We start from the raw sequence: 16223 nt of genomic DNA, 5'->3' as shown, positions 1-16223 counted from the left end.
TCATTTCGCTGCTCACCAGCCCGAACGGCCGCGAGTGGCACCCTGGACACCTACTGTCTCGATCCCGCTCCGCCGAAATGATTCATACACATGAGATGGGATGTCTTGGGCTCGTCCAGGGTCGTCGACGCCGCGGACCGTCCTCATCACACCCGCCGACCCGCAAGGCGCATGAATGTTTCATTCCTCGCGCACTCCGAGGCGGGCGAGCGTCGCTGACGAGGTACCGGTTGGCGCCTCAGGCAGGTGCAGGGAACCGACCGGAGGCTTGACAGGTGCCGTGCGGCCATGTGTGCTCTCTGGACCTGGCGTCACATCCAACCGCCGATGGAGAAACGCCGGGCTTTTCCGACAGTAGCCATCATCGACACCATGGCCGCGCCCGTCTTCGGGTACGCGGCGAGGCCGGTCCGGTCGCGCCCGTACTCGAATCGGTTCGACGGCCATTGCCGAGGGCGCTTCGGGAGCGGCCACTCGATGCGCCCGTTCCCGCGGCGATCCTCCCTCGGGGCGTGCCGGTTCCCGTCGGCTTCTCCGGGGCGCGGTAACGCCTCCTCCACCTCGTCAAGGATTCGACGACGAGGCCCTGCACCGGATCGCGCAGGTCTGAGCACCGGGAGGGAGGGCGGCCAGCCCCGGTACGCCCTCCCCCTCCGGTGCTCGCGGGTACGGTGGCCATTCTCGAAGAGTGCGCCCCACTCCTCTCACCGCACCCGGGCTTGTCACCCGTGAATCACACCTTCAACGGTAAGCGTCCGGGCGCAGATTTGCAACTATTCCTACTAGCTTTACATGGTTCAGCCCGCGCCTCCCCGCAAGCCATCCGCGAGTCGGCGGACCGGCCGACAAGCATCGGGCAAGTGATCCACGGCATCGTGGGAAGCGTCCTAGGAAGGCCGCGGCGACGGTGTGGAGACAGCAGCCATGAGCGGTACGGTGCTCGTCCTCACCGAGGACGGCGACCCCCAGGCGCGGCACGTCGCCCGCGCCCTCGCCGGACGGGGAGCCGACACACTGGTCCTGGTGCCGGAATGGTTCCCCGGCTCCGCGCGGCTGTCGGTGACCCTCGACCCGTCGGGATCGGCCCGGCGCACACTGGTCACCGGAGACCGGCGCCTCGACCTCGACCGGCTCACCTCCGTCTGGTTCCGGCGCCCCGGCCCTCCGGCCGGGGCCGGTTCCGTCGAAAGCGCCGTCCAGCAGAACGGGTTCGCCTCGGACGTGTGGGACACCCTGGCCTGCCCCGCCGTCCCGGCGTCCCGTGCGGTGATCCAGCGGGCCCAGCGCAAGCTCTACCAGCTCTCGGTGGCCGGCCGGCTCGGCTTCGAGCTGCCCTCCACGCTGATCAGCACCGACCACGACGAACTGCTCGACTTCTACCTCGCCCACCAGGGGCAGATCGTCACCCGGGTGCTCGACCGGCCGTGGGCCATCCCCGAGCGCAACCCGTCAGAGGACGAGGTCATCACGCTCTCCGACCCGCACGGGACGGGCCCGTTCCCGCTGGTGGCCCAGGCGCACGTGCTGCGCCGGCTGGCCCTGCGGGTGGTCGTCACCGGCGCGCGGCTGTTCGCCGCCGAGATCCACTCGCCCAGGAGCACGCGGCGGCTGCGCCCGCACCGGCTGCCCGAGGACGTGCACCGGCGCTGCCTGCGCCTCATGCGGCACCTCGGGCTGTCGTTCGGGACGATCGACCTGACCCTGACCCCCGAGGGCCGCTACGTCTTCCTGGAGGTCAACCCCGGGGGAGGCTTCCTGCTGATCGAGCAGATCACCGCCATGCCCATCACCGAAGCCCTCTGCGACCTCCTGCTCACCCCGCCGGCGCCGGAACAGGCATGAATCCCTTTTCATCGTCCGGACCGGCGGGGACCCGCCGATCCGGACGCGAGGGTCAGAGGCGGAGGAAGGCGAGGTCCACGGCGTCGGCCATGGCTTGGGCGCCCGCGTCGTTGGGGTGCAGGTGGTCGCCGCTGTCGAGGTCGGGGCGGATGGCGTCCGGCTCGCTGGGGTCGGCCACGGCGTGCGCGTAGTCCACGACCGCGTCGAAGATCCCGGAGGTGCGGATCCAGTCGTTGACCGCTCTGCGCACGACCTGGCCCTCCGGGGTGTCCACACCCGGGTAGATCGTGCCCAGGTACGGTCCCATGGTCCCGCCGATGACGGTCAGGCCCGCGTCGCGGGCCCGCCGGGCCAGCTCGGCGAAACCGGCCGTGAGATCGTCGGCGGACGGCGGCCGGTCGCCGTTCGCGGAGCCGAGGCCGATGTCGTTCAGCCCGAAGTGCAGCAGGACGTGGGTCGCGCCCGGCACCGACAGGACGTCCCGGTCGAAGCGCGCGAGCCCGTGCAGGCCCACCTCGTCGGTCAGCAGGCGGTTGCCGCCGAGCCCCTGGTTCACCACCCAGCCGCGCTCCAGCCGGGCGTTGAGGAGGTTGGGGAAGCGGCGGTTGGCGCCGTGGGTGGTGCCGGCCCCCTCGAACCAGGAGTCCCCGAAGGCCACGGCCACGGCGGTCCCCTCGGGGGCCAGGACGTCCACGCCGGTGATGAAGAAGCGGGAGTCGACCTCCTCGGCGGCCGGAAGCGAGGACGCCGACACCGCGTCGCCCTCGGCCACGTAGCCGGTCTCCAGCGGGGTGTGGGAGTAGGTCGCCGGGCCGGTCTCCTCCGGCAGGTACAGGCTCACAACCAGGTCGGTCCCCGCGCTGACGGCCAGAGGCACGGTGTCGGAGGTCACCTCGGCGCCGGGGGCGAGGGTCAGTTCGGCGGCGCCGCCGAACGTGAGCGGCGCGTCGGTGCCGGGAAGGATCTCGTCACCGGACTTCCGTAAGGCCACCCGGGCGGCGGCCACCACGAGCGGCCGGTCGCCGAAGCGGTTGGTGAGCAGCACGCGAAGCGCCTCTCCCCCGCCGTCGAGGTGGAGGATCTGCCGGAGGGTCTGGCCGGCGAAGCCGCGGGGCTCCTTGAAGCTGAAGCTTTCACCCGGGCTGAGAACGGCTGAGCGGAACGCGGCGGTCCAAGTCGTCGTCATGGCGGTCCAGAACACCCGCGCGTACCACCCTGTTCCCGATATAGGCGGCAGATGACTTCCTCAGCTGATCCTCCCGGCATATTCTCCAGCGATACCCGCCCGGGAAGCGGCTCAGAGGAGGAACACGATGTCACGGCGTTCCGGAGCAGTGAAATGGTCGCTATGCGCACTCGGGCTGACGCTCCTGGCTCAGGGGCAACCCGCTTCGGCCGCCGCGAACGAGCCCGTACGCCCGGCCGGCGGCACGGCCGCCGCCACCGGCACGACTGCGAACCGGGCGGCCGATTTCACGGTCTTCGCCTTCAGCCAATCCGACGTGGAGCAGGAAGACCCGCAGGTGTACAAGCTGGTCCCGGACGTCAACATCAGGGCCATCGGGAAATGATCCACCAACGGTGATGAGCCGGCCGACTACAACTTCGGCCAGATCAGGCGTTACCACGACAAGGGCATCACGTTCATGGGCAGCGGGACGTCCAGCGTCATCTTCCCGCAGGACTTCCCCAGTGCCGAAGTGTTCGACGACATGTCGACGCGTGACGCGAACGGCGATCCGGTCCCCCACGACGAGTTCGGGTTCCCCGAGCCCGCACGCCGGGGCAACCTGTTCAACCCGAAATATCGCCGGTACCTGCTGGACTGGGCCGAGATCCAGGTCGACGGCGGCGTGGACGGGGTCACCTTCGACGAGGTGAACGCCGGGTTCAGCGGCGGGCAGAAGTACGGCTTCAATGGCAACGAGGGATTCGACGACTACGCCATCGCCGACTTCACCCGATACCTGCTGAACAAGTACCCCGCTTTCACGGCCGCCGACTGGAAGGGCCGTTTCGGGATGACCGACGGCAACGTTCCAAGGCGCGACGTCCCCGCCGGAGACCTGACGCACAACTTCAACTACCGCACCTACCTCAAGGCGAACGGCTGGAACGCAGACCCCCTCGCCTCCGCCAATCCGCTGGCCGGCGAGTGGGGGCGGGTGACCGCCAACCGGATGTACGCCGAGGACACCTCGTTCACCGGGACCTACCTGCGGCGCTACTGGAAGCAGATGGTGGACGAGCTGCGCGCCTACGCGCTGCGGACGGCGCACCGCCGGATCCTGATCTCCTCCAACGGGCTCCTGCCGTATGTGGACTTCAACAGCGTCGGGATGTATCCCTGGAATCCTGACGAGCAGACGCCCGACTACCGGGGCGCCGACTACGTCCCGGTCATCGGCGGCCACCTGAACGGCGCCAAGTCGCTGCAGGCCAACTACCGGTACCTGAAGGACCAGAGCCGCCGGATCGCCGGCGACGTCCCGGTGACCGTCTTCATCGACTGGCCGAACGACATGATGACCAACTACCTGAACCTGCCGCTCGCCGAGAAGCAGGACTACTGGAAGATTTTCGGCGCCGAGGCCTACGCCAACGGCATCTTCCCGGCCTTCCACCTGAAGGACACGGTCGGCAGCCCGACCGCCGAACAGTACGGCATGCTCGACTTCTTCCGGACCTACACCCGGTTCTACAAGGATCACCGGTCGCTCTTCCAGCGCAACGACATCGGGGCGCAGGCCGTGACCGTCGGGACGGCAGGCGTGTCGGCGAGCCTGCTCCAGCAGCGCGGCACCGGAGCACGGTCCATCCACCTCGTCAACCACAACTACGCCCTGGGCATCGTCCCGCAGAGCCAACTCAGCGTGCAGACGCGGCTCCCGCAGTGCCCGCGAAAGGTCTCCCTGATCTCCCCCGACTTCGCCGGATCGAAGACCCCCGCCTCCTCCTGCCACCAGGGCCAACTGACCATCACCGTCGACCGCCTCGACCACTACGACATCCTCACCCTGAGCTGAGGCACCAGGATCACGTCAGGAGCGTGCCCTGGGCTGTGGCGAGGATGCCGAGGGAGCGGAGTTCCTCGTCGAGGGTGCGGACGTGCTTGTTCCCCGCCCAGGGCTGGAGGCGGGCGCGAGCCTGTCGTACGGAGTCGGCGAGCCGGGTCGAGCTGTGCCTGACGGTGGTCCGCGCCGCGCCACGGATCTTGTCGACCGCGCCGGGGATCTCCCGTTTCCGGGTGAGCGCCTCGGCGTAGTGGAGCAGGGCATGCCCGCGCGCGAGGCTGAGGGTCGTCGGCGCCGCCAGTGTGCGAAGGACGGACCCGATCGCTTCATCGGGCCGCCCCCAGTGGAGTTGGCAATCGGCGGTGCTGGCCTGCACTTGGCCGACCGTCCACCAGTACAGATAGGCGGGGTCGGCCTCGGTTCTCGGCTGCTCGACCATGCCGCTCGCATAGGCCAGCGCTCGCTCACTCTCGTTCGTCTCGCCACGGCGAGCCAGCACTCGGGCGAGTTCCATCGCGTGAACTGAGCGCATCAGATTGCTGGGGCTGTGCCGCGCCCAACCTTGGGCGGCGTAGACGTGGTCGAGCGCCTGCCCTATCTGGCCTCGATAGACGGCCACGTAACTGAGGCAGGTGTGCAGGTAGGCGATCATCGTGCCGTCGCGGATCTCGTGGGCGGCGGTGAGCCCCTCCTGATAGCGCAGACGTGCGCCTTCGTGATCCATCAGGTCGTGGTGGAGCCAACCGGCGAATTGACTGAGCTCGGCGTAGGCGTAGGTGAGGCGGTCACGCAGGTCCGGGAGCAAAGTAGTGCGGCTCAGCAGGTCGGTGACGAGGCGGCGTTGGCCGTCGACGATGGGCAGGACGGTCTGCGGGCCGAAGTCGTCGTCCAGGCGGCGGCATCGGGCGGTGAGCTTCTCGATCACCTCCACGGTCGCGGCGTCCACGCGGGCGGAGGCGCGGACGGCCGCGGCCAGACGGTCCTTCTCCGGCGGGGACAGATGGCGGAGCAGGATCACAGCGGGGGCTCCGCCGAGCGCCAGGGCCAGCTCGAACAGCAGATCGCGGCGCTTCACATCGGCCTCCTCGGCTCCGAGGGCACGCAGCAGCGAGGCGCAGTCCTGCGGCGTGGGGACAGGAACCGTGTCGCGTGCCGCTTCCAGACTCATGGTGACATGACAGGGAATCGGGCTCGGGACGCGAGAAGGCCGCTGTGCCGGGAGGTGCCGGTGGTCCGTCCGGTCGATGAGCTGCCGGTCGCGGACGCTGTAGGAGGCGTACACCTCGTCGGTGATCAGGTGGCGGGCGGCGGTCCGGTAGACCTGCGCGAACAGCGCCACCGTACGCGCGGTCGGCCGCTTGCCGCGCCTGGGCCAGTGCTCGAAGTCGTACAGCCGTGACTCCCGCAGCGCGGCGGTGCCGGCGGGGTCGAGGTCGTTGTACAGCGCCACGGCCTCGGCGGCGGTGCGCCCGTGGGCGTACCGGTACAGGCGAAGCGGGCTCACATCGTGGTACACCGAGAACAGGTCGGCGATCTGCTCGAAACCGTAGCCCTTGGCCCGCAACGCCTCACTGCGCCGCCGGCATTCGAGCAAGGTGTGGACGGCTTCACCTGACATCACGCAACGCCTCCCCGGGTACGACGCGGTAGAGGAAATCTTACACACACCGTGCCCATTCGATTACCTTGAGCGACGGAGATTGTGATGCTGGCCGTCGCCCCCGAGAGGCGGCGATCCGGGCGATCATCTTCGTCCGGGCAGTTCACCGGCCCGTCGCAGGAGAGTGGTCCGGCCGGGCGAGGCGGGGATCAGCGAGCCGCGTGGCACCGGCCATGGTTCTGGCTTGTGCACCCGCCCTTCGATTCCCGTGACGAGGAGGCCCGCGTGGCCGCCGATCCGGTCACGCTCCTCGACCTGCTCGCGGACGGCCATCCGTCTGCGATGGCACTCCCCGAACCGCTCGCGGACGGCCATCCGTCACGGTCGGAACCGATCACCGAGGCCGTGCGGCTCGGCCCCGAGGTCCTCATCTGGCGGCGCGCCTTCTCCGCCAGGCCGGATCAGGCGGCCGAGGCCAGGAGGTTCGTCCGCTTTCTTCTCGGCAGCACCGTCTTCGCCGACGACGCCGAGTTGATCGTCGGCGAGCTGGCGGGCAACGCGATCCGCCACACCCGCAGCGGGCCGCCCGGCGGCCACTTCACTGTGGAGATCACGCTGACCTCCGCCCGCCACGAGGCTCTCACCGCTCCGGCATCGGCGGTCAGCGTCCTGGTCACCGTGTACGACCTCGGCGGTGGCGGCGTCCCCCGGTTCAGCGACGACCGGCACGGCTCGTACGAGGAGAACGGACGCGGCCTGGCGATCGTGACCGCGCTCGCCGCCCGCGTCGGCTACCAGGGCACCCCCACCGGCGGCCACCGAGTATGGGCCTACCTCACCGCCCCGGCCCTCCGACCAGGTCGATGATCCGTCGCGCCGCTTCCATGCACAGATGAACAAAAGTTATACAGAGATCGCCAATAACTTCCTGGCCTGTTCCCGGCATGCTCATACAACAAGGGCACCGACACCAGCGGCTGCCGGCGGGATATTCCTCGAAGGCCGCGGCCCACGGTTTTTGTGACATCACTCAGCATCCCACTGTCACCCGTACGACTGCCCTGCACGCCAGAAAATCGAAAGAAGAAGGGAAAGGTCATCCAATGAGCACTGTTTCGCGCACAATGAAAGCCCTTATCGGGATAGCGGTGGTGGCGAGCTCCATCGGTGTCGCCGGCGCGGCTTCTGCTTCGACCAGCGATATCACCTGTAAGGTCACCGCCTATGCGCCGACCTACTCCAGTCCGAGCGTCTCGGCGAAGGGAACCGTTTCCTGTACCGGCACCGTTGCCGAGATGTCGGTCTACGTGAAGCTCACAGAAAATGGGACCAACGTCGGCAGCACCGGCTGGACCGACTTCTACGTCAGCAGCATGTCGGACGTCGCCAAGGCGAACAACCATTCAGGCAACCAGACATGGTGCAGCGTGGTCACCGGCGAGGTCAACGGAGGGAACATCGGTACGAAGACGGCCTGTGAGACCCAGGCCTGGGCTCCGCCTCGAAACTGAAGCCCACCTCAGCGGGCGCTCATCTGGTATCGGTGTCAACCGCCGCTGCGGCTGCTGCCGGTTCGAGTGCGGCCGGGTCCATTCAGTCGGACCCGGCCGCGAGGTCCTGCACGTTCAGGTCCGGCCGCCGGCCGCCGTGCGTCCAGGTGGCACGACGCCGCGCGAGCCGAGCGGCCAGGATGAGAGAACGTTCACGGGCCCGTCGTGCTGCTTTGATGACGGTAGTCGTTGGGCGACATGCCGTATGCGGCGCGGAAGACCCTGCTGAAATGTGCGCCGTCGAGGAAGCCCCAGCGGGTCGCGATGCTGTGGATCGGACGGCCGCGCAGGGCGGGGTCGGCCAGGTCGTGGCGGCAACGTTCCAGTCGTGTGTGGCGTATCCAGGCTGCGACGGTCATGCCCTCACCCTGGAACAGTTGGTACAGGTGCCGTGTGGAAATCTGATGGGCGGCCGCGATGAGGTCCGCCGTCAGGTGGGGGTCGGGGAGCCGGTCCTGGGTGAAGCGGTGGATCTGGGCGAGCAGAGCCCGCTGCCGTGTCTGCGGCGACAGGCAGGCCGTCGCGTCGAGTTGGTGGGCGCAGGCCGCCGCGATCAGGTCCACCGTGACGGCGCCGAGGGCCACGGTGTCGGCTCTGGTGTAGTCGCCGGCGTTTCTGATCACCTCAATGAGGTGGCCGCCCAGCACGGGGCCGATGCCCTCTTCGGCGGAGAACGGTGCCGCGGCAAGCCGTGCGAGGGTGGTGGAGCGCAGCCCCAGCGACGCTTGAGAAACCTGGACGACCACGGCCTCGTTCACGCCGTCATTCGCTGATCGCCACCCTTGGTATGGCCGCGAAGAGTCGATGACGACGAAATGGTTCGCACCGAAGACAGCGTTTCGGCCGTTCTGAGTCACCCCCCGCCGCCGCGCACCATGAGCTGGAACAGGTAGACCTCGGGATCGCATTGCCGATCGAGCCTCGCGGTCCGCTCAGCCCGCACCGTCGGGTGAGTCAGTGCCGATATCTGCACCCTGGCACAGTCCAACACCCTCACGGACGCCTGGAAATCGGTTCCGCTGTCACTTCGGATCCAAGATGGCACGTGAGTCGACGACGCCATCTCGAGCCATGACGGAAAGCGATCCTCAGGGGCCAGATCTTCGGTTCGGAATTTCTTAATGGCCAATTGCGGACGCCCCTATCCGGTCCGGCGCTCCATCAAGCCGAAATGCTCGGTCACAGCTACTACAGGTAGCGAATGAACCTTTCTCATCTTAGAGGATGATCGGGGGCCTACAATCCCTTACTTCTGTAAGCCTCTTTCATTGTCTTGTCGGTGATACGACCTCGGCGGCGACGGCGTCCCTGGTTCGACGACGGCGACCAGCACGGCTCGTACGAGGAGAACGGACGGGGTTTGGCGATCGTGACCGCGCTCGCCGCTCGCGTCGGCTACTCGGGCACCCCCACCGGCGGCCACCGAGTATGGGCCTACCTCACCACCCCGGACCCACGACCGCCACCCTCATGACCGCGCGCGCATCCGCGACGACTTCGTCCGGAACCGCTCCTTGAGCGTCGGCTCGTCAGTGACGGCGATCCTTCGGCCCGGCACGCCTGGCCGGCCTCGTCACCGGACATTAGAGTGAAGGGCAGGCCGCCCCGGGGCCGATGGCCACCTGGGAGTCACGGCCTCGACTGTGTGTAGGTCCTTTCCAGGCGTCACAGCCTGCTCGGATCGCGGGTCGTTCCGGGTGAAGCGTCACCCTCCGGGGGCGGCAACCCCCGGAGGCCGCCTCGCTTCGGCCGGCATGCGTTTCCGATAGGCCGCCTCAGCCGCCGAGCATGCCTTGAATGGCGGTGACCACGCCCACCAGCGCGGTGCCGGCCGCGCCCGCGTCGGTGGCGATCTCGAAGATCGTCTTCAGCCTGGCCTTCAGACCGCCCTCGCTGCGCTTGCCCGGCTCCTTGTCCAGTTCGCGCTCCACACCGCCGGCCGCGTCCTCCACCGCCACCGCCTGCTCCTCGGGCAACTGGTCGCGCAGCACGTAGACGGCGTCGAGCAGTTCCTCCACCAGGGCGCGCAGGTCGGCCGCGTCGTCGGCCATGTTGTTCACGGTGGCGTCACCGCTGCCGGTGCTGATCGCGCTGTTGTTGAAGGTGTTGCGGTCGAACGTGGTCACGTTGACCTCCGAGGAGTAGTGGAACGGCCGGTCGGAATCGGCGGCGGCCATGAGCACGCGTAATTGTTCGACGCGGGCGGCGATGACCGGGTTGGCCGAGGAGCCGGCGAGGAAGTCGAGAGTCTGCACGGTGTCGGCGTAGACCTCGCGGGTGCGGGCGAGCATCTGGGCCAGCATCTCGGCGGCGGCGAACCCGTGCCACGAGGGCCGCAGCAGCAGATCGAGTGCCCGCATCAGGTAGCGCTCGACCTCGGGCCGCCCTACGTCCAGCCTGCCGTCCTCGCACAGCGCCAGCACCTGTTCGACGGCGGCGTACTCGGAGTGCAACCGCGACAGCAGCATCCGCATCCGCCGCAGTTCCTCGTCCGGCCTGTCCTGCTCGTGGGAGGGGGTGACGTGCCACATCGACACCCGCTGCCCCGCCTCGCGCACCCAGGCCTGGTGGACGGCCTTGTGGCGCCACCAGTAGTCCTCCACGACCACCGACGGCGCGCCCGCGCGCACCCACCACTCCTCCGGCTCCGCCACCGCCGAGGTGCTGTCGAGCAGGTGCCGCGCGAAACGCGGCCCGAACGCCACCAGCGGAACGTGCGCCCCGCGCTCGCCTCGCAGCCAGGCCGGCGCCGACATGGCCAGCCGTACGGCGTTCTCCTGGCCGTCCCAAATGTCGTTGGGGTCGAGCCATCGTCGCTGGAACCCCACCTCCAGCCGGTTGACGACGCGGTCGGCGTAGAAGTTGCGCAGCACCGGCGTGACCGTCACCGACCTGCGGAACCCCTCACTGTGCCGCTGCCGGGTGAGCCGGACCAGGTTGCCGACGTCGACGTAGTACGACTCGGAGATCCAGGGCGCCACCCCGCCGCGCAGCCGGGGTCGTACCGCGCCCAGGCCTCGCACATGATCGGAGCGATGGTGCTCTGGTGAACGGCCCGGGAAGGCCCGGTCGGGACGCGGCCAGCGCGGTGGCTCGCGGCGCCGGGTCTCGGCGGGCAACAGCGGACGCAGGTCCACGATCGGTAACTGGACGGTGACGTGCACCCTCCAACAGTGACGCGGAACCCCGGCGACCTCAACGCGTTGACGTCATTTCCCGGACGCGGGACCGCTGATGCCGGACCACCGCGGTGACGGCGGTTCAGCGGGTGGGCTGGGTCGGGTGGGTGGGCCAGGGGCCGGGGGCGAACATGGTGTTGGTGAGTGCCCAGCGTTCGTGGTCCGCCCAGGTGCCGTCGATGAAGAGCAACTCAGGCGAGATGCCCTCGTAGCGGAAGCCGAGCCGCCGCACCAGGTTGATCGAGGCGTGGTTGCCGGGCTGGATCTGGGCGTCCACCCGGTGCAGCCGCGCCCGCTCGAACGCGTACCGCAGCACCAGGCGTAGGCCCTCGGACATGTAGCCCTTGCCCGCCGTCGGGGCGAAGGCCCCGTAGGCCAGGGAGGCGTTCTGGAAGCGCCCCCGGATGATGCTGTTGAGGAACACCGTGCCGGCGATCGTCCCGGTGTCGCGCAGGCAGACCAGCAGGCCCTGCGCCGTCACGTGGTCGAATCTCGCGAGGTACGCCTGGTAGTCCTCCGGCGTGGCCGGCAATGACATGTAGGGTCCGTGCAGCTCCGCGCTGTCCCGGACGAGCGCGACGAACTCGTCCTGGTCGTCCCGGGTGAGCGCCCGCAGGGTCACCCGGGAGGAGTCCTCCAGCCGGTCCGACAGGAACGCCTCGACCTCCGCCGCCGTCCGCAGGACGCCGGCGCCATCACCGTGATCCACCCGAGGAACCGTACCTTGTTCTACTCGACCCGACATAACCGGAATCGGTCGGTCGGATGGGGAGCTGCCTGGCAGCCACCCGGTGGGGCCATTCGCCCTCACCGGACTGCCGCTGCCGCACTATGTGCCCAACGCCGGCATCCGTGTCGAGGCCGACGGAGTCGCGCTGGCCTACACCGGTGACACCGGCCCGGCCTCCGCGCTCGCCGACCTGGGTCGCGACGCCGATCTGGGTCGCGACGCCGATCTGGGTCGCGACGCCGATCTGTTCATCGTCGAGGCCACCGATCACGTCGGCGAGACCGACCGCCCTTCCCGCAATCTGCTGACCTCTGCGGAGGCCGGCCGATGGGCCGGCCGCGTGGGTGCCCGACGACTGATGCTCACCCATTTCTGGCCGGGCAACGATCGGGCCGTCTCCGTGGCGGCCGCGCGGCGGGAGTTCGGCGGTGAGGTGCTGGCGGCCGAGGAAGGACTCACCGTCGCGCTCGGACCGAAGTAGCGCGATGACCACTCAGGTGGGGTCACCCACTAGTCGGGGCGGGGGGCCGGGTCGGTGGTGACGGAGCGGAGGAGGGGGCGGCTGAGGGCGCCGGCGCCGATGACGCCCGCGAAGCCGGCGGCGGCGCAGACCAGCAGGGTCAGCCCGCCGGTCGCGCTCATCGCCAGACGGGCGAACGGAGCCGCGCAGAACATGCCGGTGGCGATGGAGCCGCCGCCCATGACGGTCAGCGGGATCAGCGTCTCCAGCCGCCGGGCGCGGTCGAGCACCGAAAGGTCGGTGCCGGCCAGGCGCAGCAGCGCGTAGGTCTGACGACGGTCCAGGACCGCGGACGCGGCGGTGATGCCCGCGCTGACGATCGCCACCAGGAAGGACACCAGCAGAACGATCAGCGTGCCCGTTCTGATGTCCTGTAGAAGCCAGGCCGTCACCGGGTCGTTCTCGACGGAGATCGACGCGCTCGGAGTGAGCAGCCCGATGAACCCGGCGACGAACCCGGTCAGCGCCACCCCGCTCACCGTGCGCCAGGCGGAACGGGGGTCGTCCACCAGGCGCCGCCCGGCCAGCAACCGCGCGGGCCGCTTGGCCGTGCGGGCCGTGATCCGGCCGATCATCGCCACCACCCACGGCCCCACGAGGTTGACCGCGAGGAACGACAGGCTCAGCACGACCACGACGACCGTCACGCTCGCCCCGGCGCCGAAGGCCGGCACCGCCGCCAGGCACGCCAGCAGGGCCACCACGCGCACGAACCGCATCGCGGGTGGCGTCTCGCGCCTGGCCACGCCGAGCGGGCTGACCACGACCCGCCGCAGGCCCACCACGGCCGACAGCCCGACCAGCAGTGGCACCGCGAGCAGCACGGCCGCGATGGGCAGCGGCCCGGGCCAGATGTCGGAGGCGAACCAGGCGCCCCCGGCGATCCGCACCTGGGTGAGCGGCGGGATGGCGACCGTGTACAGCAGCAACCCCAGCACCGCCCCCGCGAACGCCGTGATCACCGCCTCGGCCACGGTCATCGCCACGACCTGGCCGGGGGTCGCCCCGACCAGGCGGAGCGCGGCCAGACGCCGGTCCCGGCGCGCCACCGTCAGCCGGGCCGCCGCGCCCCCGAACACCAGCAGCGGCACGACCATCAGCACGCTCGCGACCGCCGCCAGCGCCTGGTAGGCACCCGCGTCAGGTGACGGGCTTCCGGTGAGGTCGGGGACCTTCGTCGCGGACACGCCGAGGCGGTAGTCCCCCTTGTACTTGGCCGTCATGATGTCCTCGCCGGGCGCGTGGCCGACGACGGCGACCAGCTCGCCGGGGTGGACCAACGCCTCGTCCCCGATCGTCCCGGCCCTCTTCTGCGGGAATCGGCGGCCCACCGAGCCGTCGTCCCGGGCCAGCTCGGCGAGCGCGGGCGACATCACGACCTCGCCGGGCGCGGGCAGGCGGGAGAGGCCGCGAGGCGGGGAGACGCCCGGCGACAGGACCGCCACGTGGACCACGGTGATCCGCCGATCGCCCGAGAACTCGCTGCGGACGGCTTCGACCGCCCGTGGCGGCCCGCCGGCCGTAGCACCGGGTGGCGGCTCGGGGTTACGCCAGGCGCCTCGCTCGGCCCGTCCGGCGAAGGCGAAGTTGATCGCGACCGCGAACAGCAGCAGCGCGGTGGACACGCCCACCGCCGCCAGCGTCAGCGACGACCCGAGCAGCCCCCGCCGCCCGCCACCGCGTAGCAGCCGCCAGGTGAGGTCGAGCAGGTTCCTCATCGTCCGCTCCCCTCGGCCCCGTGGACGGGAGCGTGCGAGGCGGACGGCACCTGGCCGAACACCTGCGTGTGCGGAGTCGGCGGCATCTGCCCGAGCACCTGGGTATGCGAGCCGGGCGGCGCCTGGCCCGGTGCCTGGCTGTACGGACCGGCCGGCACCTGCGGGTACGGAACGGGCGGCGTATGGCCGGGTACCTGGGTGTGCGGGCCGTCCGAGATGGACGGGATCGGGGCCGGCGTCCCTGCGAGACCGACGCCGGACGTGGGGAGGATGTGGCCGTCTCTGACCTCGACCACGCGGTCGCACCAGCGGGCCACGTGCGGGTCGTGGGTGACGACGACCAGGGACGCGTCGTTGTGCCTGGTCGCCTCCACCAGCAGGCGCATCGTGTCGTGCCCGGTGGCCTGGTCCAGCGCGCCGGTGGGCTCGTCGGCGAACACGACGGCGGGCCGGGTCACGAGCGCGCGGGCGATGGCGACCCGCTGGGCCTGCCCGCCGGACAGCTCGCCCGGGCGGCGCCCTTCCATGCCGGCCAGGCCCAGCGGCCCGAACCAGGAGCGGGCCTGGCGGACGGCCTGCGCGCGCGGGACGTCGCCGAGCATGAGCGGCAGCGCGACGTTCTCGTCCACCGGCAGCTCGGGCAGGAGCTGGCCGAACTGGAAGACGAACCCGAAGCGGGTGCGCCGCAGCGCGCTGCGCCTGCGCTCCCCCAGGTTGTCGATGCGCTCGCCGAGCAGGTGGACCTCGCCGGCGTCCGGCTTCATGATCCCCGCGAGGCAGTGGAGCAGGGTGGACTTCCCGGAGCCGCTCGGCCCCATGATGGCGACGGCCTCACCCTGGTGGACCATCAGGTCGACACCGGCCAGGGCGACGGTGGACCCGAAACTCTTCCTCAGGCCGAGCCCGTGGAGAACGATTTGCGACGGCATGAGCAGAGCCTCTCCCGCGGGCGGCGGCCCGCGGATCGGCCGCCCGCCCGATCCGCCGGACGGCCCATCGGCCGAAAGGCCGATAGCGCCCGCCCCTCCCAGCGTGCGGACGCTCTCGCTTCGTGGCGTGCGGGCGCGCGCTTGCTGGCAGAATCGGGCGGGTGAGGGTACTCGTCGCGGATGACCAGGAACTGGTGCGCACCGGCTTCCAGATGATTCTCGACGCCCAGCCCGACATCGAGGTGGTCGCGGCCGTGGCCGACGGCGTCGCCGCGGTCGAGCAGGCCCGCCGCCTGCGTCCGGAGGTGTGCCTGCTGGACATCCGGATGCCCCGGCTGGACGGCCTGGAGGTCACCAGGATCCTGGCCGGCCCGGGGGTGCCCGACCCGCTGCGCGTGGTCATCGTGACCACCTTCGACCTCGACGAGTACGTGTACGGCGCGCTGCGCGCGGGCGCCTGCGGGTTCCTGCTGAAGGACAGCGGCCCCACGCTGCTCATCGAGGCGGTGCGGGCCGCCGCCAACGGCGACGCCCTGGTCTCGCCGTCGATCACCGTGCGGCTGCTGTCCCACCTGGCCCGGCCGATCCCGGTCGTGACGCGCCCGCCGCGCGAGCCGCTCACCGACCGCGAGATGGACGTCGTCCGCCTGATCGCCCGGGGCCGCACCAACCAGGAGGTGGGCGGGGAGCTGTTCATCTCCCTGTCGACGGTGAAGACGCACCTGGCGAGCATCTTCGCCAAGCTGGGCGCCCGCAACCGCGTCGAGATCGCCGCCTGGGCCTGGGAGGCCGGCGTCGTCCGCTGACGCGCCACCGGCCCGCCGCGCGTGCCGGTCAGAACAGGACCGGCACGGCGGATAAGGCCACTATGTGCCTGGTGCGCCGCGGACGCTCACCGGGCCGGGCGACGTAGATCGGCGCCGGCTTCGCCGTATCCCCGACCCGCCGACCCGGCGCCGATCGCCTCCAGCACATGGCGGGGAAGTGGTCGCGGTGACGACGGTGTGGCGGGCGACGGTCCAGAGGGTGACCGTGACGGTCTCGGGACGACGGTGTGGCGGGCGACGGTCCAGAGGGTGACCGTGACGGTCTCGGGACGACGGTGTGGCGGGCGACGGTCCAGAGGGTGACCGTGACGGTA

General features: G+C 70.1%; 15 protein-coding genes. 8 read left to right on the top strand and 7 right to left on the bottom strand.

Going from position 1 to position 16223, the window contains the following annotated elements:
• Positions 1–924: 924 nt before the first annotated feature.
• Positions 925–1842, top strand: a complete 918-nt coding sequence (locus ACWEN6_RS28875) for an MvdC/MvdD family ATP grasp protein (protein WP_452574579.1) — start codon at positions 925–927, stop codon at positions 1840–1842.
• A 52-nt stretch (positions 1843–1894) separates the two neighbouring features.
• Here the strand turns inward: ACWEN6_RS28875 and ACWEN6_RS28870 are convergent, their stop codons facing one another.
• Positions 1895–3028: an SGNH/GDSL hydrolase family protein gene (locus tag ACWEN6_RS28870; protein ID WP_452574577.1), complete on the bottom strand. Its 1134-nt coding sequence runs from the start codon at positions 3026–3028 to the stop codon at positions 1895–1897.
• A gap of 127 nt (positions 3029–3155) precedes the next feature.
• On the opposite strand from ACWEN6_RS28870, the gene ACWEN6_RS28865 reads away from it, so the two are divergent.
• Positions 3156–3413, top strand: coding sequence for a hypothetical protein (locus tag ACWEN6_RS28865; RefSeq protein WP_452574575.1), 258 nt, complete (start codon positions 3156–3158; stop codon positions 3411–3413).
• Between the two features lie 75 nt (positions 3414–3488).
• Complete coding sequence (locus ACWEN6_RS28860; RefSeq protein WP_452574573.1) at positions 3489–4868, top strand: hypothetical protein; 1380 nt, start codon at positions 3489–3491, stop codon at positions 4866–4868.
• A 10-nt stretch (positions 4869–4878) separates the two neighbouring features.
• On the opposite strand, the gene ACWEN6_RS28855 is transcribed toward ACWEN6_RS28860, so the two are convergent.
• A complete protein-coding gene (locus ACWEN6_RS28855) occupies positions 4879–6477 on the bottom strand; it encodes a hypothetical protein (protein ID WP_452574571.1) in 1599 nt (532 codons plus the stop codon).
• A gap of 264 nt (positions 6478–6741) precedes the next feature.
• On the opposite strand from ACWEN6_RS28855, the gene ACWEN6_RS28850 reads away from it, so the two are divergent.
• Positions 6742–7323 (top strand): ATP-binding protein, encoded by a 582-nt coding sequence (locus ACWEN6_RS28850; RefSeq protein WP_452574569.1) that lies wholly within the window; start codon positions 6742–6744, stop codon positions 7321–7323.
• A 77-nt stretch (positions 7324–7400) separates the two neighbouring features.
• Positions 7401–7967, top strand: coding sequence for a hypothetical protein (locus ACWEN6_RS28845; RefSeq protein WP_452574567.1), 567 nt, complete (start codon positions 7401–7403; stop codon positions 7965–7967).
• A 191-nt stretch (positions 7968–8158) separates the two neighbouring features.
• Here ACWEN6_RS28845 and ACWEN6_RS28840 read toward each other — a convergent pair whose 3' ends face one another.
• Entirely contained in the window at positions 8159–8863 is a 705-nt protein-coding gene (locus tag ACWEN6_RS28840) for a helix-turn-helix domain-containing protein (protein WP_452574565.1), read from the bottom strand.
• A 422-nt stretch (positions 8864–9285) separates the two neighbouring features.
• On the opposite strand from ACWEN6_RS28840, the gene ACWEN6_RS28835 reads away from it, so the two are divergent.
• The gene (locus tag ACWEN6_RS28835) at positions 9286–9480 is read left to right on the top strand and encodes a hypothetical protein (protein ID WP_452574563.1); all 195 of its coding nucleotides are present in this window, start codon (positions 9286–9288) and stop codon (positions 9478–9480) included.
• 301 nt (positions 9481–9781) lie between these two features.
• Here ACWEN6_RS28835 and ACWEN6_RS28830 read toward each other — a convergent pair whose 3' ends face one another.
• Positions 9782–11170, bottom strand: a complete 1389-nt coding sequence (locus ACWEN6_RS28830) for a hypothetical protein (protein WP_452574561.1) — start codon at positions 11168–11170, stop codon at positions 9782–9784.
• Positions 11171–11267: 97 nt separating this feature from the next.
• Positions 11268–11894: a GNAT family N-acetyltransferase gene (locus tag ACWEN6_RS28825; RefSeq protein ID WP_452574559.1), complete on the bottom strand. Its 627-nt coding sequence runs from the start codon at positions 11892–11894 to the stop codon at positions 11268–11270.
• An 82-nt stretch (positions 11895–11976) separates the two neighbouring features.
• Between ACWEN6_RS28825 and ACWEN6_RS28820 the strand changes: the two genes are divergently transcribed.
• Positions 11977–12396 carry an MBL fold metallo-hydrolase gene (locus ACWEN6_RS28820; protein ID WP_452574557.1) on the top strand — a complete coding sequence of 140 codons (420 nt, stop codon included), beginning with the start codon at positions 11977–11979 and terminating at the stop codon, positions 12394–12396.
• A 29-nt stretch (positions 12397–12425) separates the two neighbouring features.
• Here ACWEN6_RS28820 and ACWEN6_RS28815 read toward each other — a convergent pair whose 3' ends face one another.
• Both ACWEN6_RS28815 and ACWEN6_RS28810 read right to left on the bottom strand, forming a co-directional pair.
• On the bottom strand, positions 12426–14153 hold the full coding sequence (locus ACWEN6_RS28815; RefSeq protein ID WP_452574555.1) for an FtsX-like permease family protein: 1728 nt from the start codon (positions 14151–14153) through the stop codon (positions 12426–12428).
• Entirely contained in the window at positions 14150–15082 is a 933-nt protein-coding gene (locus tag ACWEN6_RS28810; protein ID WP_452574553.1) for an ATP-binding cassette domain-containing protein, read from the bottom strand. Before ACWEN6_RS28810 ends, ACWEN6_RS28815 begins: the two co-directional genes overlap by 4 nt.
• Positions 15083–15243: 161 nt before the next feature.
• Between ACWEN6_RS28810 and ACWEN6_RS28805 the strand changes: the two genes are divergently transcribed.
• Positions 15244–15888: a response regulator gene (locus ACWEN6_RS28805; protein WP_452574551.1), complete on the top strand. Its 645-nt coding sequence runs from the start codon at positions 15244–15246 to the stop codon at positions 15886–15888.
• Positions 15889–16223: the final 335 nt, after the last annotated feature.

The sequence above is a fragment of the Sphaerisporangium sp. NPDC004334 genome, from assembly GCF_053602655.1.
This window is presented reverse-complemented; position numbering and strand designations above follow the sequence as displayed.